We start from the raw sequence: 17422 nt of genomic DNA, 5'->3' as shown, positions 1-17422 counted from the left end.
CCGGGCGGCCCGGCGGCGCCGCGGCGTTCCCTGCGGCGCCGCCGGGCCGTGCGCGGCGGACGGCCTGTGCCGTCCGCGGCGCCGGAGGGCTCCGCCGGGGAACGGCGTCCCCGGCGTGCCCGGTTGAGGACCGGCTCAGGACTCCGGGGTCTCGGGCGCCGGGCGGTAGATGTGGATGACGGCCCCGGTGCTGGTCTTCTTGCTGTCGACCAGCTGGAGCGTGGCCGGAACCTTCGCGCCCTCGAACAGCCGCTTGCCCGAGCCGAGGAAGACCGGGAAGAACCACAGGCGGTACTCGTCGACGAGGCCGTGCTCGATCAGCGTGCGGGCCAGTTCGCCGCTGCCGTGCACCTGCAGCTCGTTGCCGGGCTCGCTCTTCAGCCGCCGGACCTCGGCCACGACGTCGTCCTTGATGACGGTCGTCCCGGCCCAGTCCGGGGTGTCCAGCGTCCGTGAGACGACGTACTTCGGGCACTTGTTCAGCCGCGTGGGCGTCGGGTCGTCGTCGTCCACGACGTTCGGCCAGTGCGCCGCGAAGATCTCATACGTCTTGCGGCCGAACAGGAACGCGTCGGCGTCCTCGAACCACTCGCCGACGAACGTGCCCATGTCCTCGTCGGCGTGCGGGATCAGCCAGCCGCCGTGCTCGAACCCGCCCTCACGGTCCTCGTCGGGCTGTCCCGGGGCCTGCAGCACCCCGTCCAGCGAGAGGAAGGTCGTCAACGTCAATTTCATAGCTCGCTCCCTTCACCACCAAGAACTGCGGCAATCGTCCTATCGGCGGCACGGGCTTGTATACGCGCGGGATTGCGCACTTGCGCCGGGCGGCGGCGGACCCCGGGCGGCGGCGGGCACGTCCACGTCGTCAAGGGGCGCGTCGGCGAGCTCCCGCTCACCCGGCCGGCCCTGTCGGAGGCCGGCCCGGCGGCCGGCCCCTTGACCAGCACCGAGACCGGCACCGCGTCCGCTCAATGAGCCACCGGCCGGAACGGCTACGGACAAATACTCATTTAGCAGGCACCTAAGGGTTACCCAACCATCAACTCGTGGTCGTGCTCAGCGGTCAGGTTCAGAATGCAGGGGCAACGCCGAGCCTGAGGAGACGCATGTTCCGACGACCGGGCCTCATCCTCGCGACCACGATCCTCACGACCACCCTCGCCCTCCTGATCCCGCCCGCGCACGCGCTGGACGGACCGCCCGACACGGCCGCGGCGGCGCCGGCGAAGATCGTCAACGTGGCGCACCGCGGGGCGTCGGCCCACGCGCCGGAGAACACGGTCGCGGCCTTCCGGCTCGCGGGCCGGCAGGGCGCCGACATGTTCGAGACCGACGTGCAGGAGACCAAGGACCACCGGCTGGTCCTCGTGCACGACACGACGCTCGGCCGCACCACCGACGCCGAGCGGGTCTTCCCCGGCCGGTCGCCGTGGCGGGTCCGCGACCTCACGCTCGACGAGATCCGCAGGCTCGACGCGGGCGCGTGGTTCTCCGCCCGGTACCGTGGCGAGCGCGTGCCGACCCTCGGCGAGGCGCTGCGCGCGATGGAGGCGAGCGGGCTCGGCCTGCTGCTGGAGGTCAAGGCGCCCGGCCTGTACCCGGGCATCGAGGCCCGTGTCGAGCGCGAGCTGCGGCGTCACCCCGCCTGGCTCCGCCCGGGACGTCTGGTCGTGCAGTCCTTCGACTGGGGCTCGATGCGGCGGTTCCACCGGCTCATGCCCGAGGTCCCCGTCGGCCTGCTCGGCACGCCCCCGGCCGGGCGGCTGGCCGGCCTGGCCGCGTTCGCCCGGCAGATCAACCCGCCGTACCAGGACCTCACCGCCGGGTACGTCCGGCGGGTGCACCGGCTCGGCATGCGGGTCTTCACCTGGACGGTGGACGACCCCGCGGTCGCCCGCCGCCTGGCCGCCTACCGGGTGGACGGCATCCTCACCGACAAGCCGGCCACGCTGGCCGGGGCGCTGCCCAAGTAGCGGTCGGCCGGGGAGCGCCCGTGTGGGCGCTCCCCCGCCGGTCAGACGTCGGCTCCGCTGGTGTCCAGGAACGGCCGGACCTCGATGCCGGTGAGCGCCGCGTCGGGGATGAGCGCGGCCAGCTCGACCGCGCGCTCCCTGCTCTCGCAGTCGACCACGTAGTAGCCGCAGAAGAACTCCTTGGCCTCGGCGTAGGGCCCGTCCGTCGGCGTGACCACCCCGCCGCGCACCCGGACGGTGACGCCCGCCGAGGGATCGGCCAGCGCCTCGGTGCCGACCATCTCCCCCGACTCGGTGATGAGCTTGATGAACCGCCCGTGACCCGCGAAGACCTCGTTACGCTGGTCCTCGGACACCGACTCCCAGACGGCGGGGTTCATGTAGATCTGCAGCATGTACTTCATCCCGGTGCTCCTCACGGTCTCGCGCGCCCGCGGCGGGCGCGTCACACACATGGGTCGGAGCGCATGACGGTTCCTCGACACGCGGCGGCGGAAAATCTTCACGAGTCTTCCTCCGGCCGCCCCGCGGCGGCCGGCGACCCGGCCGAGCTGCTGGAACGCCACCGGACCGCGCTGACCGGGTTCTGCTACCGCATGCTCGGGTCGGCGTTCGAGGCCGAGGACGCCGTGCAGGAGACGCTCGTGCGCGCCTGGAAGGCGTTCGACCGCTACGACGAGCGCCGGGCGTCGCCGAAGGCGTGGCTGCACGCGATCGCGGCCAACGTCTGCACCGACATGCTGCGGGGCGCGCGCCGCCGCGCCCTGGCCGTGGACCTCGGCCCGGCCTGCGAGCCCGGCACGCCGCTCGGGCCGCCGCTGCCCTGGCGGGCGTTCGTCCAGCCGGTCCCGGACGACCGGGTGCTGCCGTCCGGCGACCCCGCCGAGCTGGCCGTCGCGCGCGAGACGATCCGGCTGGCGTTCGTCGCCGCGCTCCAGCACCTGCCGCCCCGCCAGCGGGCCGTGCTGATCCTGCGCGACGTGCTGCGCTGGACGGCCGCGGAGGTCGCCGGGCTGCTCGGCGTCACCGTCACGGCGGTCAACAGCGCCCTGCAACGGGCCCGCGCGACGCTCAAGGAGCGCGACCCCGACCCGGGCGAGCCGTTCGCGCCCCTGGACGCGGCGCAGCGTGCGCTGCTGGCGCGGTACGCGGACGCCTTCGAGCGCCACGACGTCGAGGGCATGGTCGCGCTGCTCCACGAGGACGCCACGATGCAGATGCCGCCGTTCGGGTGGTGGCTGCGCGGCCGGTCCGCGATCCGCGCGGCGCTGCTCGGGGCGGACGGCCACTGTCACGGGTCGCGGCTGGTCCCCGTCGCCGCCAACGGCTCTCCCGCGTTCGCGCAGTACACCCCGCGGGAGGGGGTCCTCGCGCCGTGGGGCTTGCTGATCCTGGACGTGCGCGGCGGCCGGATCACGGGCGTGACGACGTTCCTCGACGCCGAGGCGCTCTTCCCGCTGTTCGGGCCGCCCGCCCGGCCTGGCGGGCGATGAGTTCCGGCCCTCCGGCTCGTATCAGGGGTATGACGACGACCCTGAAGGGGGAATCATGACCAACGAACCGACGGTCGAGACCCGGGAGGAGCGGCCGTACGCCGCCATCCCGATCACCGCGCCGCTGCGGGAGTGGGACCGGGTGAACGCGCTGGTGCCCGAGGTCTACACGTGGCTGCGGGACCGGGGCGTCCCGCCCGCGGGCCCGCTGTTCTACCGGTACTGGACGGTGGACCCGCGGGGGGACATCAGCCTGGAGGTCGGCGTGCCGGTCGGCGCCCCGGTGACCGGGGACGGCCGGGTGATCGCCGGAGTGATCCCCGGCGGCAGGTACGCCACGCTGCTCCACGCCGGGCACCCGGACCGCCTGCTGGAGTCGCTCACCGCCCTGGAGAAGTGGGGCCCGGCCCAGGGGCTGCGGTGGGACAACCGGCACGAGGACGGCCACGAGGTGTGGGGCGGGCGGTTCGAGTTCTACCTGAGCGACCCGGCCGTGCAGCCCGACATGGACAAGTGGTCGATCGAGATCGCCTACCGGCTCGCCGGCGACGCCTGAGTCCCGCGCGCGCCCGGCGGGTGGCACACGCCCGCCGGGCCCGGCGGGGCGCTCACACGGCGTCCGGGCCCGGCACGGGGTCGCAGGCGTGCAGGCGCCAGTGGCTGACGGCGGGGTCGGTCAGCGCCTGTTCCACCCGGGCGCTGATCTCGGTGCTGGTGACGTCGTCGCCGGTTTCGACGCGGATGACGATCTCGCCATTGGCCTGCCGCAGGTCTTTACGCCATTCTTCGGGCAGCAGGGCCAATATGCGAATGCCGTCGATCGGCGAATTCGGCGCGGGGCCGAGCCCGGCGCTGTGCATCGTCAGCTCGACCAGCATCGCCACCGTCCTCGTCCGGCGCCACGACGGCGCCCCGGGATCATCGTGGTGGAGCAGTCTACGCCGATCGCACCCCCGCCGGAACCGTCGCATCGGGGGACACGACAGGCATACACCTGCTCATGTTTCACCGGCGGATGACCGAATCATGCGTTCATTCAGACCTATACCTCCGAATCACCCGAGATCCTCCGCCGAATAGGCTTTCCGTGGGCTTTCCAGGGGTGGCGATATCAGCTGGGAAAGCCTCCGTCGGACCGCGACAAATGCACTTATACCCATAAAACCGACAATTCCGGAGATCGGCGTACGGAGCACGCGGCGCCCGCGGGGCACGCCGGGCGGGCCGCCGGCGGCCACCGGCCGTGGGCCGTCGCGACCTCCGTACCGAAAGCCGTTCGTTTGGCACCGCATGATGTCTCGGCCAATATGTGCGTCCATGGAAATATCGGCACCCGGCGTGGCGGGCGGCGAGCGGACGGCGGCCGCGCGGGAGCGCGGCGCGCACGCGTCCCGGCCACGCGGCGCACGCCTCCACCCCACCGTGGCCGTCATGACCGCGGTCGCGTTCACGGTCACGGTGGCGTGGTCCTGGGCGCCGTCGATGTGGGCCGACGAGCTCGCCACCCTCGGCGCGGTGACGTCCCTGGACACGCTGTGGGAGACGCTGCGCCAGCGCGACGCGGTCTTCCTGCCGTACTACCTGCTCATGTACGCGTGGACGCGGCTCGGCACGGCCGACTGGTGGGTCCGGCTGCCCTCCGCGCTCGCCGTCGCCGCCGCGACCGGGCTGCTCACCGACCTCGGCCGCCGCCTGGCGGGCGCGCGGGCCGGGGTACCGGCCGGGGCGGCGCTGCTGCTCCTGCCGTCGATGGCCCGGTTCGGCCAGGAGGCGCGGCCCTACGCGATGGCCGTCGCCGCCGCGGTCTTCTCCTTCTGGGCACTGCGCCGCGCCACCGAGACCGGCCGCTGGGGCCGGTACGTCCTGGCCGTCGCGCTGCTGCCCTGCACGCACCTGTTCGCCGTGCTCGTGCTGCCCGCGCATCTCGTCATCACCCGGCGGTGCCTGCCGTGGCTCGCCCTCGGCGCGCCGCCCGCGGTCGCGCTCGCCGCGCTGTCGGCGGGGCAGGTGGGACAGGTCGACTGGCTCGGCACGCCCGCCTGGCAGAACCTGGTGCTCGTGCGCAGCACGGTCACCGCGTGGCTGCCCGAGCCGGAGCCCGGCGACCTGCCCGCCGTGGTGCTCGGCTGGCTCCTGGCACTGGGCGGCCTCGCCGGCGCGGTGTACCTGGCCCGGCGCGAGCCGCGCGAGCGCGCGTTCGTGGCGGGGGCCGTGGTCTGGGGCGTGCTGCCCGTCGTCGTGCTGGTGGCGGTCTCCTACCTCGGCACGCCCGTCTACAACTCCCGGTACGTGCTGGCCTCGGCGCCCGCCTTCGCCCTGCTCGCCGGGGCCGCCCTCGCGCGGGCACGGCCCTGGCTCCAGGTCGCCGCCCTGGCCGTCGCCGCCGCGCTCGCCCTCCCCCAGCAGATCCACGCCCGCGGCGCGACCGGTCACCAGGTGGCCTACCGGGACGCCGCGGCCGTCATCGGCTCGATGCTCCGGCCGGGCGACACGATCGCGTACGCCGCGCCGTGGGTCCGCGAGGGCCTGGCCCACTACGGGCGGATGCCCGCGGAGCTGAACCCGCGCACCGACATCGGGGACCGTGTCTGGCTCGTGCGCGAGGAGACCGACCGCGCGGTGCGGCCCGGCACCACGGCCCCCTCACGGTTCGGTGTGGGAGAGGTGGCCCTGCCGAAGGTGAACTACCTGCTGGAGAAGAGGTACGCGGTGCGGCGGCTGTGGTCGCTGCGCGGCGTGACCGTGCTGTTCCTCGAACGCGAGCCCCGCTGACCCACCGCGTGCCGGGCCACCGGCCGCGGCGGGCCGCCACACCAGGTACCGGTTCCTCGCGGGCGCCCGCCTCGCCGGGACGGGCTACAGGTACGGGTCCAGCGCCGCGGTGATCTCGGCGAGCACCTCGTCCTGCCGGGGGACGAGGTAGAAGTGGTCGCCGGGCAGCACCCGCGCCGTGAAGGCACCGGTCGTCGTCTCGCTCCAGCGGGCGGCCTCGTCCGGGGTGGCGGTGGCGTCGGCGTCGCCCGCGAGCGCGGTGACCGGGACGTCCAGCGGCACCCCGTCCTGGTGCACGTAGGTCTCCACCAGCCGGAAGTCGTTGCGCAGATAGGGGAAGGTCAGCTCGCGGATCTGCGGGTCGGCGAGCATGTCGGCGTCGGTGCCGCCGAGGGCGCTCAGCTGGCTCATGAAGGTCGCGTCGTCGGCGTCCGCCACCGGCACCTCCCGCGACGGCAGGTGCGGCGCCCTCCTGCCGGAGACGAACAGGTGCACGGGCGGGGTGCCGAGGTCGCGCAGCGCGCGGGTGACCTCGTAGGCGAGCAGGGCGCCCATGCTGTGGCCGAACAGCGCGGCCGGGCGGTCGAGCAGCGGGCCCATCGCCTCGGTGATCAGCTCCGCCATCCGCCCGGCGTCGCCGACCAGCGGCTCGGACATGCGGTCGGCCCTGCCGGGGTACTGCACGGCGCGCACCTCGACGGCCGGGGGAAGCCCCTGGTGCCAGTCGTGGTAGATGGCGGCGGACCCGCCCGCGTACGGGAAGCAGAACAGCCTGAGCCTCGCGAACGGACGGGTCTTGGTGCACCGGAACCAGGTGGACCAGGCGGACCTCCCCGACCGTAACGGCAGCGCGGACGGGACGGGACGGTCGGACGGGCCGGGCGGCACGGACATGATCTCCCCACTCTGCTCACAGGATCCGGCGGCGGGACCGCGCCCGCCGGCCTCCCTATCATCGCGCCCGCGCCACCGGTCCGCGATCTTCAGGGACGTCGAACGCCTCGCGGGCGTGCCGGACGAACTCGTGCGGCGCGGGGCCGGCGGCGGGCCTCCAGACCAGCGCCAGGACGGCGGGCGTGCCGGCGTCCTCGATGGGCAGCGCCACGAGGGAGCCCGCGTACCCGGCGGCGATGGACTCCGACAGGACGGCCACGCCGAGCCCGCGCACGGCCAGGTCGGCGACCGTGCCCGGCGCGGTGGCCTGCAGCGCGATGCCGGGCCGGACGCCGCGGGCGGCACACGCCTCGTCGAGGACCGCGCGGATGCCCGTCCCCTCGGGCAGGCACACGAGCGGATGGCCTGCCAGCTCGTCCAGGGTCACGGCGGGCCGGGTCGCGAGGGGGTGGCCGGGCGGCACGGCGGCGACGAGCGGCTCGCTGATGATCGGCAGCGCCCGCAGCCCTTCGGGGGGCGCGCCCGAGGCGCCGATCAGCGCCAGGTCCGCCGCGCCGGCGCGGACCCGCTCGACCAGCCGGTCGGAGTTGTCCTCGACCAGGGTGATCTCCACGCCGGGGTGGCGTCCGTGGAAGGCGGCGAGGGCGTCGAACAGGCCCGTGACGGTGCAGCCGGTGACCATGCCCACCGTCAGACGGCCGCGTACCAGCCCGTTCACCTCGTCCACGGCCTTGCGGACGGCGTCGGCGCAGGCCAGCGCGGCGCGGGCGTGCTCCAGCGCCGCGGCCCCCGCGGCGGTCAGCGTCACCGTGCGGGCGGAGCGGTCGATGAGGGGGGCGCCGAGGTCGCGCTCGAGCTGCCGGATCTGGGCGCTCACCCCTGACTGGCTGATGTGCACGCGTTCGGCCGCGCGGGTGAAGCCACCCTCCTCGGCCACCGCGACGAAGTACTCCAGTTGCCGCAGTTCCATAAGAGATGATTCTAGATCTCAGCAGAACCATCTGTTGGACTTCTGGCCGCTCGCTTGGCAGGCTCGGTGCTGTCAGCAGAAGACCACCGGATCGGAGATCGTCATGACGGAACGCGAGCGTGCCCGCAGGCCCGAGGACCTCACGCGCCTGTTCGTCGAACGGGCCAACGCCGGCGACGCCGAAGGGGTCGCCGCCCTCTATGAGGAGGACGCCGTCATGGCCTACCCGCCCGGGAGCTTCACCACGGGCCGCGAGGCGATCCGAGCGCTGTGGGAGAAGGTGCTGGCCCAGGCGCCGCGCTTCGCGCCGGAGACGCCGCTTCCCACGCTGGTCAGCGGCGATCTGGCGCTGACCTCCACCCCGCCGAAGGACGGCGCGGGCGCGCGGGCGCAGGTGGCGCGCCGCCAGCAGGACGGCACCTGGCTGCGCGTGCTGGACCGCCCCGAATTCGTCACGCCCACCGGGTGAGCCGGCCCCCGCGACGCGGGAACCGCCGCCGGGCGCGGCTCGTTGCCTCTTCGACCGGAATCCGATCAGTCCGATCAGAGTCCGGCCTGAGTCCGCTTAGAGTCTTCGTCACGCCCGACGACAGCAGGAGAGGTGGCCGTGGTCTTCAAGAGGATGCTGGGAGCCTTGGGGGTCGGGGGTCCTTCGGTGGACACGGTCCTCGCCACGCCGCGCGTGCGCCCCGGCGGCACGCTGAGCGGAGAGGTGCGCGTCCAGGGCGGTGAGCTGGACTTCGACGTCGAGTACATCGCGCTCGGGCTCGTCACGCGCGTCGAGATCGAGTCCGGAGACCACGAGCACACCGGAACCTCGGAGTTCTTCCAGGTCCGGGTCTCCGGGCCCTTCCACCTGGGCGCGGGCCGGCGGCACGCCGTCCCGTTCCAGTTCTCCATCCCCTGGGAGACGCCGATCACCGAGGCCCTCGGCGGCCCGCTGCGCGGCGCGACGGTCGGGGTGCGCACCGAGCTCTCGGTGGCCAGGGCCGTCGACAAGGGCGACCTCGACCCCGTGGCGGTCATGCCGCTGCCCTCGCAGGAGCGCGTCCTCGACGCCTTCGCCCGGCTCGGCTTCCACCTCAAGAAGGCCGACATGGAGGCGGGCCGCATCCACGGCGTCCACCAGCGGCTGCCGTTCTTCCAGGAGATCGAGTACTACCCGCCCGCGCAGTGGGCCGGCCGGGTCAACGAGGTCGAGCTGACGTTCGTCGCCGACCCGCACGGGCTGGCCGTCGTCCTGGAGGCCGACAAGCGCGGCGGCCTGTTCACCTCAGGGCACGACGTCTACGGCCGCTTCCAGGTCGGCCACGAGCAGGCCCTGCAGATGGACTGGGCCGCCGAGATCGCCCGCTGGATGGACGGCCTGGCCCACCGCGGCGGCCACGGCATGGGTCACGGGATGAGCCACGGCATGGGTCACGACCCGTACGGCCACGGCCCGTACGGCCACCACGGCGACCCGCACCACCCGCACGGCGGCCACTACGACGACCGCCACCACGGCCCCGGCTGGGGCACGGTGGCGGCGGCCGGAGCGGCCGGCGTCATCGGCGGCATCGTGGCGGCCGAGGCCATCGACGAGATCGGCGACCTGTTCGACGGCGACGACGGCGACGGCGACTGGTGAACCCGCACCCACGACCCCCGTGCCAGACTCCCGGCGACGCTGACCGCGCCGCACGGGAGCCGCCGAGCGGGGGCTCGCCGACCTGGGAGGTCGCGTGAGCCGCGGACGGGGGTACAGGCGCGAGGGTTCGCATGAGCACGGACGCCGCCGTGGGAGGTCGCGTCAGTGGCGGGGGTACGGGCGTGGGGCGCCGGTGCGTACGGGGCGGTTCATGAGCGGGGGCGGGCTCCTCGGGGGGACGGGAGAGTCGGGGGGCGCCGGCCGCGTGCCGGAGAGAGACGGAAGGCCGTGCGGAGCATGAACTTCCGCAGCAGGCGGCCGAAGGTCTGGCGGTCGTTGAGCCGGGGGAACGGCTCGTCCGGCACGGGCACGCCGAGGAACGCGCACAGCGGCGCCCACCCCTGCCGCACGTCGTAGACCAGCAGCCGCTCCGCGGGGATCGCCGCGCGCACCTCGCGCACGTGCTCCTCGAAGCGCCGGATCAGCGCCTCCTTGTCCGTGCCCACGCCGCCGAGCGACCGCTGGATCACGGCGAGGTAGGCCATGCGGCGGAACGCGCGGTAGTCGGCGCTGAGCCGCGCCAGCAGTCGCACCGCCGGCCCGTGGGCGCGAGCCTCGTCGAAGATCGTGGCGCACATGCTCGCGTACCACGCCTCGGGGTCCCTGACCGTGAGCACGACCTTGGCGGCCGGATAGTGCGCGGCCAGTTCCCGCCAGTACGCGGCCGCCGGCCAGTCGACGGTGGCGTCGAACCCGCCGAGCACCCCGTCCCAGTCCCGGGATCGGCCCTCGACGATGTCGAGCCAGCCATGGATCAGCGCGGGGCTGGCCATGACCTCCCGCATGTGATTGCAGGGAGCGAACCCCAGCCTCTCCAGCGCCGCCTTCAGCGACAACGTCCCCGTCCGGCCGAACCCCACTCCGATGACCCGCATACGCCTCCCCCACCGCGCCGCCCCCTCCCCCCAGACTCCCGCCGAACAAGCAAAACCCGCCCCATATCCCCACAAAGAGACCCCGTCCCGCAGCACCAGCACACCGCACGCCCCCACGGAAGAGGCCGGCCCCTGGAGGGATCACCGGCACCGGGCACAGGCGAACACCACGAACAGAGACCGCCCACGTGCGTCCGACACCCCCACGCGGCTCCGCGGGAGGACGTCGAAACCAGGACAGACCACCAGCACCAGGCGCAGATGAATGCCCGGCCACAGAGGCCGTCCACGCAGGACCGACACACCGCGCGCTCCACGGGAAGACATCAGAATCCGGACAACCCCACCGGCACGAGGCACGGTCGAATAGCGACAAACGGCGACCATCCAGGCAGGGCCGACACACCGCACGAACCCACGAAAGAACGTCAGGACCTGGATAAACCACTGGCATCAGGCGCGGGTGAAAAGCCGCAAACGAGACCGTCCACGCAGGTCCGACATACCGCGCGGCCCTGCGGGCGGCTGTCAGGACCGGGATGGATCACAGGTGTCGGGGTTGGGTGAATACTTGACTCCGGACGTTTTGCGTGCCCCACGTTCTTGTAATCGCACGTCCACCGGGAACAGACTGTAAGGGGCAGGTCCCCAGCCGTGGAGGTTACGACATGCCGTTGACGGTAAGTCGGGAGAACCGTCGCGAGTTCACCGTCATCGCCATCATCGGCGAGGTGGACCGCAACGGGGTTCCCAGGCTGGGCGAGGACATCGACGAGGCGTTCCGCGCCAGACCACCTCAACTGATCTTCGATCTTTCGCGTATGAGCTTCATCGACTCCTCCGGCCTGCGCGTCCTGGTCCGCGCGGGCGCCAAGGCGCAGAGGTGCGGCGGCACGTGCGCGCTGTGCTCCCTGCACCCCACCCCGAGAAGGATCATGACTCTGACCGGCATAGACGCCGCTTTCGACATCTACCCCACCGTCGACGCCGCCCTCGCCGGCGGCCCCCTGGAAAGCCGCGCCTCCCTCACCTTCTCCTGACCCGACCCATACGCTCCCGCCCCCGGCCGTCCCGCCCGCGTCGCACTCTCGACCACGGCCGTTCCGCACCCTTCCCACTCTGCCCCGGCCGCACGGAGCCGTCGCACTGCGAACTCCCGGACACACGGAGCCGTCGCACTCCGGCCCCTTGGCCCCTGGAGCCGTCGCACTACTGACCCCGCACGGAGGGGTCTCGCAGTTGACGCGGCCCGCGCGGGTCATCTCACAATGCCGCTCTTCCCTACCCCGGCGCGCCGGGCGAAGTGGCGGGCGTGCTCGTTCGGTGAGCCGGGAACGGGTAGGCACAGCCATGTACGCGCGTCCTGCGCGCGGCTCGGGGAGGAGTGTCACCATGACCGTCACCAAGTTCCAGGACCTGCCGCTGGCCGACCGCGAACGCGAGTGGGACGGGGCCGCCGCCGACAAGCACGTCCGGGAATGGGCCGGCGCGGAGAAGGAGCCGAACGCCCGCTACCGCGAGGCCCACATCTGGTACGACGGCGACAAGCCCGACGAGTTCGGCTCCTACAAGCTGCCGATCGCCGACGTCATCAACGGGCGCTTGACCGTCGTGCCGCACGCCGTGATGGCCGCCGGCGCCATCATGCAGGGCGCGCGCGGCGGCATCGACATCCCCAAGGCCGACGTGGAAGGCGTCAAAGCCCACCTCGCCCGCTACTACGCAAAAATGGGCGAAACCGCCCCCTGGGACCGCTGACCCACCCACCACTCCCCCCGATACCGCCCTCTCACTTCCACCGGAAGACTCCCCGTCTCCCCCTTCGGAGGTTCCGCACCTGTCGCGCCTTGGAGATGGCACCGGTTCTCCGCAGGGAGACCGCACACCACTTCAGCCTGGGCACCGCACATCGCCGTCCGTGGGAGAGCACCGAACTTTCCCGCCCTCCCTACGAGACCGTCGTGCCCTCACGTCCGGGGAGTGCCCACCCGGCCACTCCCCTGCCGGAAGAGCCCCGCGAGGCTCAACCGGTGACCGGCCTGGCCGGAACCCTCCCTCGCGGGAAGAAGACGTCCGTGCCGGCCGTGGCCCGGTCACGCGCGGCCGGCACGCCGGACGGCCGTGCGGCACGCACTGAAGAGCGGTGCGGGCACGGCCATCCGGCGTCGGCGGGGCGTGAGGGTGGGGAACGGTGAGGGGTCAGCGGGTGGCGGGTTCGGGGGTGGGGTGTTCGTCGAACTGGGTGCGGTAGAGCTGCTCGTAGCGGCCGCCGGCGGCCAGCAGGTCGAGGTGGGTGCCACGCTCCACCACCCGGCCGTCCTCGATGACGAGGATGAGGTCGGCCGCGCGGACCGTGGACAGGCGGTGGGCGATGACAACGGCGGTGCGCCCGGCGAGGGCCTCGCCCAGGGCCTCCTGCACGGCGGCCTCGGAGGTGGAGTCCAGGTGCGCGGTGGCCTCGTCGAGGATCACGACGCGCGGGCGGGCGAGCAGCAGGCGCGCGATCGTCAGGCGCTGGCGCTCGCCGCCCGACAGCCGGTACCCGCGCTCGCCGACGATGGTGTCGAGCCCGTCGGGCAGCGCCCGCACCAGCGCGTCCAGCCGGGCGCGGCGCAGCACCTCCCACAGGTCGTCCTCGCTCGCCTCGGGCCTGGCCAGCAGCAGGTTGGCGCGGACGGACTCGTGGAACAGGTGGCCGTCCTGGGTGACCATGCCGAGCGTGTCGCGGATCGACTCGCCGGCGAGGTCGCGGACGTCGACGCCCGACAGCCGCACGGCGCCGGAGTCGACGTCGTACAGGCGGTTCAGAAGCTGGGCGATCGTCGACTTGCCCGCGCCGGAGGAGCCGACGAGCGCGACCATCTGCCCGGGTTCGACCGCGAAGGACACACCGTGCAGGACCTGGGCGCCGCCGCGGGTGTCGAGGGTCGCCACCTCTTCGAGGGAGGCCAGCGACACCTTGTCCGCGGAGGGATAGGAGAAGCGCACGTCGTCGAACTCGACCGAGACCGGCCCCTCGGGGACGGCGCGGGCGTCGGGCTTGTCGGAGATGAGCGGCTTGAGGTCGAGCACCTCGAAGACCCGCTCGAAGCTGACCAGCGCGCTCATGACCTCGACGCGCGCGCTCGCCAGGGCGGTCAGCGGCGCGTACAGGCGGGTGAGCAGCAGGGCGAGGGCGACGACGTCGCCGGCCTCCAGCCCGCCGCGCAGGGAGTAGAAGCCGCCGAGGCCGTAGACGATGGCGAGCGCGAGGGCGGACACCAGGGTGAGGGCCGTGACGAACACCGACTGCACCATCGCCGTGCGCACGCCGATGTCACGGACCCGGCTGGCGCGCGCGGCGAACTCGGCCGACTCGCGGGCGGGCCTGCCGAAGAGCTTGATGAGCGTCGCGCCGGGCGCGGAGAAGCGCTCGGTCATCTGCGTGCTCATGTGGGCGTTGTGGCCGGCGGCCTCGCGCTCCAGGCGGGCGAGGCGCGAGCCCATGCGCCGCGCGGGCAGCACGAAGACGGGGAGCAGCAGCAGCGCCAGCAGCGTGACCTGCCAGGACAGGCCGATCATGACGACGAGCGTGAGGATCAGCGTGACGACGTTGCCGACCACGCCGGACAGCGTGTCGCTGAAGGCCCGCTGGGCGCCGATGACGTCGTTGTTGAGGCGGCTGACCAGCGCCCCGGTCCTGGTGCGGGTGAAGAACGCGACCGGCATGCGCTGGACGTGGTCGTAGACGGCCCTGCGCAGGTCGAGGATGAGGCCCTCGCCGATGCTGGCGGAGAGCCAGCGGGTGACCAGGCCGAGCCCGGCGTCGACCAGGGCGATGACGGCGATCAGCACGGCGAGGGTGACCACGAGGTCCAGGGCCTCGCGCCGCACGATGGCGTCGACCACGCGCCCGGCGAGCACGGGCGAGGCGACGGCGAGCACCGCGCCCACGACGCTGAGCAGTAAGTAGAAGACGAGCATGCGGCGGTGCGGCCGGGCGAAGGCGGCGATGCGCCGCAGCGTCGCCCCGGAGAAGGGCCGCCGGTCCTCGTTGGCGTGCATCGCGTGATACAGCGAATGCCACGCCGTCACTTCCATGTCCATCACGACACCCCGTCTCCCGGCGCTCCGGCCGCTCCTGTTCCGTACGGTCGCCGCTCGCGGCGGTCGCCGATCACCGGGGCGTGCTCTCCGCCGGACCGGTGACCCACCTCGGAACCCTAGAACCTCAACTAATCTTGAGGTCAAGGGCCCGCGTGTCACCGGCCGTGCACGGCGGGCCGGGCGCGCGGACGGGTCAGGCCGGCGGCTCTTCGCCGCGCAGACCGCGCCGCTGGACGCTGATCAGCCACGCCATGGACGGAGCGATCAACAGCACGCCCACCGCGATGACGACGATTGTGGCGGCCAGCACCGACATTTCCGCGGCCGCCTGCCGGTAGGTCAGGGCCGGCGGCAGCATGACGGGATACTGCGCGAGCGGCCAGCCCCAGAGGATCGCGATGACGCCGAGCATCGCCGCGGCCCTGGCCGGCGAATACCGCCTGTACCACAGCAGGACCAGCGACGCCGAGCCGAACACCACGCTCGCCAGCAGGATCGGCAGGGCGCGGTGGGTCAGGCCCTCGTACAGCGGCCGGGCGTCCCACCACAGGATCGCGATGCCGCCCAGGGCGACCACCCCGATCACCGCCGCCGCGGCCAGCGCGCGCACGCGGAACCACTCGGCCAGGTCCGGCCGTCCCCCCTTGACCGCGTCGCCGCACAGGTACGCCCCCGCCAGGTACACGCACACCAGGACGGCGAGCACGCCGCCCAGCGCGGAGGTCGGGTTGAGCCAGCTCGTGAAGATGCTCCCGCGGGCCAGGCCCGCCGGCACCCGCCCCGAGGCGATGCCGCCCGCGACCGCGCCGAAGAAGTACGGCGTGAGCACCGAGGAGAGGGCGAAGGCCCCGCCGAACAGGCGCTGCTGCCAGAGCTCGCGCGCCGCCTTGCGGAACGCGAAGGCCGTCCCCCTGGCGATGATGCCGAGCGCGGCGAGCGTCAGCGGGATGTAGAGGGTGGACATCACGGCGGCGAAGACGCCGGAGAAGGCGGTCCACAGCACCACGAGCACGAAGACGAGCCAGACGTGGTTGGCCTCCCAGACCGGCCCGATGGCCCGTTCGATGAACTCGCGGCGGGGCATGCCCTCTCGGCTGCGCCCGGCCAGCAGGTCCCAGACGCCCGCGCCGAAGTCGGCCCCGGCCAGCAGCGCGTACAGGGTGACGCCGGCCCACATCACGACGAGAACGATCTGCGCGAGGTCCATCAGCGCGCCTTCGCCTCGGGCAGCTCCTCGGGTTCCTGGGGCGCGACGGGACGCTCGGTCCTGAGCAGCCGCAGGACGTACAGGATGACGACGGTCAGCACGAGGTAGACGAGCAGGACGAGGGCGAAGCCGACCCACAGGCCCGGGGCGGGGTTCACCGCGTCGGCGGTGCGCATGTGGCCGTACACGGTCCAGGGCTGCCTGCCGACCTCGGTGACCGTCCAGCCCGCCTCGGTGGCGACCACCGCCGCCACGCCGGACAGCGCCGCGAAGCGGAGGAACCACCGCGAGCGGGGCAGGTCGCGCCTGCGCCACCAGCTCCAGGCGAACCAGGCCGACAGCAGCAGGAGCGCGAACGCCATGGCCACCATGAGGTCGAAGGCGAGGTGGACGATGGCGACCGGCGCGCGGTCGGCCCTCGGCACCTGGTCCAGGCCCTGCACGACGGTGTCGAAGCTGCCTCCGGCCAGCACCGACAGCGCCTTCGGAATCTCGATGGAGTAGTGCAGCCGGTCGCCGGAGACGAAGCCGCCGACGCTGAGCGGCGCGCCCGCCTGGGTGCGGAACAGCGCCTCCGCCGCGGCGAGCTTGGCGGGTTGCAGCTCGTGGATGGACTTGCCGGCGTAGTCGCCGACGACGATCTGGACGGGCGTGAAGGCCGCCGCGAGGGTGAAGGGCACGATGAAGCCCAGCCGGTGGCGCCGGTCGGTGCCGCCCCGCAGCAGGCCCACCGCGTAGACCCCGGCGACGAGGAAGCCCGTGACCATGAACGCCGCCACGATCATGTGGAGGACCTCGTGCGGCACGGCCGGGTTGAACATGGCGCGCCACGGGCTCACCTGCCGCACCCGGCCGCCCGCCACGGCGAAGCCGACCGGCGTGTTCATCCAGGCGTTGGCGCAGACCACGAGGAATGCCGACAGGGCGCCCGAGAACGCCACCGCCAGGCCGGCGAACAGGTGCGCCTTGGGCGGCACGCGGTTCCAGGTGTAGAGGTAGATGCCGAGGAAGATGGCCTCGATGAAGAAGGCGATGCCCTCTGCCGCGAACGGCAGTCCGATGACCTGGCCGTACATGCCCATCATGGCCGGCCACAGCAGCCCGAGCTCGAAGCTGAGGATGGTGCCGGACACCGCGCCGGCGGCGAACAGCACGCCGATCGCCTTGGCCCACTGGAGGGCGAGCCGCCGGTAGGCCTCGTCGCCGGTGCGCAGGCCGCGCCATTCGATGAGGACCATCAGCGTGGGCATGCCGACGCCCAGGCAGGCGAGGACGATGTGCCAGCCGAGCGACAACGCCATCTGCGTGCGCGCCGCGATGAGGTCCTGTGGGCTCGCCGGGCCCGCCACCAGGCCCGCGGCCCACTGCCACGTCCCCATCCGCCTCTCCCCCGCTCCCGTGCGCGCCGCAGGGCCGGCACGCGAAATGATCTCCGTTTCCGCAGGTTAAGCCGTGGACGGAC

At 73.0% G+C, this 17422-nt stretch carries 18 protein-coding genes; 9 read left to right on the top strand and 9 right to left on the bottom strand.

What is annotated here, in order from left to right; all coding sequences use genetic code 11:
• Window positions 1-135: 135 nt before the first annotated feature.
• The gene (locus tag BJ981_RS32410) at window positions 136-735 is read right to left on the bottom strand and encodes a dihydrofolate reductase family protein (protein WP_184617177.1); all 600 of its coding nucleotides are present in this window, start codon (window positions 733-735) and stop codon (window positions 136-138) included.
• Window positions 736-807: 72 nt separating this feature from the next.
• Here BJ981_RS32410 and BJ981_RS32405 point away from each other — a divergent pair, with 72 nt between their 5' ends.
• Both BJ981_RS32405 and BJ981_RS32400 read left to right on the top strand, forming a co-directional pair.
• Window positions 808-975: a hypothetical protein gene (locus tag BJ981_RS32405; protein ID WP_184617176.1), complete on the top strand. Its 168-nt coding sequence runs from the start codon at window positions 808-810 to the stop codon at window positions 973-975.
• Between the two features lie 131 nt (window positions 976-1106).
• On the top strand, window positions 1107-1973 hold the full coding sequence (locus BJ981_RS32400; RefSeq protein ID WP_184617175.1) for a glycerophosphodiester phosphodiesterase: 867 nt from the start codon (window positions 1107-1109) through the stop codon (window positions 1971-1973).
• A 41-nt stretch (window positions 1974-2014) separates the two neighbouring features.
• Here BJ981_RS32400 and BJ981_RS32395 read toward each other — a convergent pair whose 3' ends face one another.
• Complete coding sequence (locus BJ981_RS32395) at window positions 2015-2377, bottom strand: YciI family protein (protein ID WP_184617174.1); 363 nt, start codon at window positions 2375-2377, stop codon at window positions 2015-2017.
• Window positions 2378-2440: 63 nt separating this feature from the next.
• Between BJ981_RS32395 and BJ981_RS32390 the strand changes: the two genes are divergently transcribed.
• Both BJ981_RS32390 and BJ981_RS32385 read left to right on the top strand, forming a co-directional pair.
• Window positions 2441-3466: a sigma-70 family RNA polymerase sigma factor gene (locus tag BJ981_RS32390; RefSeq protein ID WP_184617173.1), complete on the top strand. Its 1026-nt coding sequence runs from the start codon at window positions 2441-2443 to the stop codon at window positions 3464-3466.
• 55 nt (window positions 3467-3521) lie between these two features.
• On the top strand, window positions 3522-4022 hold the full coding sequence (locus tag BJ981_RS32385) for a GyrI-like domain-containing protein (protein WP_184617172.1): 501 nt from the start codon (window positions 3522-3524) through the stop codon (window positions 4020-4022).
• A gap of 52 nt (window positions 4023-4074) precedes the next feature.
• Here the strand turns inward: BJ981_RS32385 and BJ981_RS32380 are convergent, their stop codons facing one another.
• Window positions 4075-4344 (bottom strand): hypothetical protein, encoded by a 270-nt coding sequence (locus tag BJ981_RS32380; protein ID WP_184617171.1) that lies wholly within the window; start codon window positions 4342-4344, stop codon window positions 4075-4077.
• A 439-nt stretch (window positions 4345-4783) separates the two neighbouring features.
• Here BJ981_RS32380 and BJ981_RS32375 point away from each other — a divergent pair, with 439 nt between their 5' ends.
• Window positions 4784-6238 (top strand): glycosyltransferase family 39 protein, encoded by a 1455-nt coding sequence (locus BJ981_RS32375; protein WP_184617170.1) that lies wholly within the window; start codon window positions 4784-4786, stop codon window positions 6236-6238.
• Window positions 6239-6322: 84 nt separating this feature from the next.
• Here BJ981_RS32375 and BJ981_RS32370 read toward each other — a convergent pair whose 3' ends face one another.
• Both BJ981_RS32370 and BJ981_RS32365 read right to left on the bottom strand, forming a co-directional pair.
• Window positions 6323-7132 (bottom strand): thioesterase II family protein, encoded by an 810-nt coding sequence (locus BJ981_RS32370; protein ID WP_184617169.1) that lies wholly within the window; start codon window positions 7130-7132, stop codon window positions 6323-6325.
• Window positions 7133-7190: 58 nt separating this feature from the next.
• Window positions 7191-8102, bottom strand: coding sequence for a LysR family transcriptional regulator (locus BJ981_RS32365; protein ID WP_184617168.1), 912 nt, complete (start codon window positions 8100-8102; stop codon window positions 7191-7193).
• Between the two features lie 103 nt (window positions 8103-8205).
• Here BJ981_RS32365 and BJ981_RS32360 point away from each other — a divergent pair, with 103 nt between their 5' ends.
• Window positions 8206-8571, top strand: a complete 366-nt coding sequence (locus BJ981_RS32360; RefSeq protein WP_184617167.1) for a YybH family protein — start codon at window positions 8206-8208, stop codon at window positions 8569-8571.
• 138 nt (window positions 8572-8709) lie between these two features.
• A complete protein-coding gene (locus tag BJ981_RS32355) occupies window positions 8710-9732 on the top strand; it encodes a sporulation protein (RefSeq protein ID WP_184617166.1) in 1023 nt (340 codons plus the stop codon).
• 209 nt (window positions 9733-9941) lie between these two features.
• Here BJ981_RS32355 and BJ981_RS32350 read toward each other — a convergent pair whose 3' ends face one another.
• Window positions 9942-10667, bottom strand: a complete 726-nt coding sequence (locus BJ981_RS32350) for a sulfotransferase family protein (RefSeq protein WP_184617165.1) — start codon at window positions 10665-10667, stop codon at window positions 9942-9944.
• A gap of 674 nt (window positions 10668-11341) precedes the next feature.
• Here BJ981_RS32350 and BJ981_RS32345 point away from each other — a divergent pair.
• A complete protein-coding gene (locus BJ981_RS32345) occupies window positions 11342-11707 on the top strand; it encodes an STAS domain-containing protein (protein WP_184617164.1) in 366 nt (121 codons plus the stop codon).
• Window positions 11708-12059: 352 nt separating this feature from the next.
• Window positions 12060-12425 (top strand): hypothetical protein, encoded by a 366-nt coding sequence (locus BJ981_RS32340; RefSeq protein WP_184617163.1) that lies wholly within the window; start codon window positions 12060-12062, stop codon window positions 12423-12425.
• Between the two features lie 441 nt (window positions 12426-12866).
• On the opposite strand, the gene BJ981_RS32335 is transcribed toward BJ981_RS32340, so the two are convergent.
• The 3 genes from BJ981_RS32335 to BJ981_RS32325 all read right to left on the bottom strand — a co-directional run bounded on the left by BJ981_RS32335 (window position 12867) and on the right by BJ981_RS32325 (window position 17339).
• On the bottom strand, window positions 12867-14753 hold the full coding sequence (locus BJ981_RS32335) for an ABC transporter ATP-binding protein (RefSeq protein WP_184617162.1): 1887 nt from the start codon (window positions 14751-14753) through the stop codon (window positions 12867-12869).
• 193 nt (window positions 14754-14946) lie between these two features.
• Window positions 14947-15960 (bottom strand): cytochrome d ubiquinol oxidase subunit II, encoded by a 1014-nt coding sequence (locus tag BJ981_RS32330; RefSeq protein WP_184617161.1) that lies wholly within the window; start codon window positions 15958-15960, stop codon window positions 14947-14949.
• Entirely contained in the window at window positions 15960-17339 is a 1380-nt protein-coding gene (locus BJ981_RS32325; RefSeq protein WP_184617160.1) for a cytochrome ubiquinol oxidase subunit I, read from the bottom strand. The genes BJ981_RS32330 and BJ981_RS32325 overlap by 1 nt, the downstream gene beginning before the upstream one ends.
• Window positions 17340-17422 lie beyond the last annotated feature (83 nt).

The organism is Sphaerisporangium krabiense (assembly GCF_014200435.1).
Taxonomy (GTDB): Bacteria; Actinomycetota; Actinomycetes; order Streptosporangiales; family Streptosporangiaceae; genus Sphaerisporangium; species Sphaerisporangium krabiense.
Note: the sequence above shows the minus strand (reverse complement) of the source record. Positions and strands in the feature narration are given on the sequence as shown.

Coding starts and splice junctions, on each gene's coding strand:
- BJ981_RS32410 (WP_184617177.1), bottom strand. CDS start 735: ATGAAATTGACGTTGACGACCTTCCTCTCGCTGGACGGGGTGCTGCAG.
- BJ981_RS32400 (WP_184617175.1), top strand. CDS start 1,107: ATGTTCCGACGACCGGGCCTCATCCTCGCGACCACGATCCTCACGACC.
- BJ981_RS32395 (WP_184617174.1), bottom strand. CDS start 2,377: ATGAAGTACATGCTGCAGATCTACATGAACCCCGCCGTCTGGGAGTCG.
- BJ981_RS32390 (WP_184617173.1), top strand. CDS start 2,441: ATGACGGTTCCTCGACACGCGGCGGCGGAAAATCTTCACGAGTCTTCC.
- BJ981_RS32385 (WP_184617172.1), top strand. CDS start 3,522: ATGACCAACGAACCGACGGTCGAGACCCGGGAGGAGCGGCCGTACGCC.
- BJ981_RS32380 (WP_184617171.1), bottom strand. CDS start 4,344: ATGCTGGTCGAGCTGACGATGCACAGCGCCGGGCTCGGCCCCGCGCCG.
- BJ981_RS32375 (WP_184617170.1), top strand. CDS start 4,784: ATGGAAATATCGGCACCCGGCGTGGCGGGCGGCGAGCGGACGGCGGCC.
- BJ981_RS32370 (WP_184617169.1), bottom strand. CDS start 7,132: ATGTCCGTGCCGCCCGGCCCGTCCGACCGTCCCGTCCCGTCCGCGCTG.
- BJ981_RS32365 (WP_184617168.1), bottom strand. CDS start 8,102: ATGGAACTGCGGCAACTGGAGTACTTCGTCGCGGTGGCCGAGGAGGGT.
- BJ981_RS32360 (WP_184617167.1), top strand. CDS start 8,206: ATGACGGAACGCGAGCGTGCCCGCAGGCCCGAGGACCTCACGCGCCTG.
- BJ981_RS32350 (WP_184617165.1), bottom strand. CDS start 10,667: ATGCGGGTCATCGGAGTGGGGTTCGGCCGGACGGGGACGTTGTCGCTG.
- BJ981_RS32340 (WP_184617163.1), top strand. CDS start 12,060: ATGACCGTCACCAAGTTCCAGGACCTGCCGCTGGCCGACCGCGAACGC.
- BJ981_RS32335 (WP_184617162.1), bottom strand. CDS start 14,753: ATGGACATGGAAGTGACGGCGTGGCATTCGCTGTATCACGCGATGCAC.
- BJ981_RS32330 (WP_184617161.1), bottom strand. CDS start 15,960: ATGGACCTCGCGCAGATCGTTCTCGTCGTGATGTGGGCCGGCGTCACC.
- BJ981_RS32325 (WP_184617160.1), bottom strand. CDS start 17,339: ATGGGGACGTGGCAGTGGGCCGCGGGCCTGGTGGCGGGCCCGGCGAGC.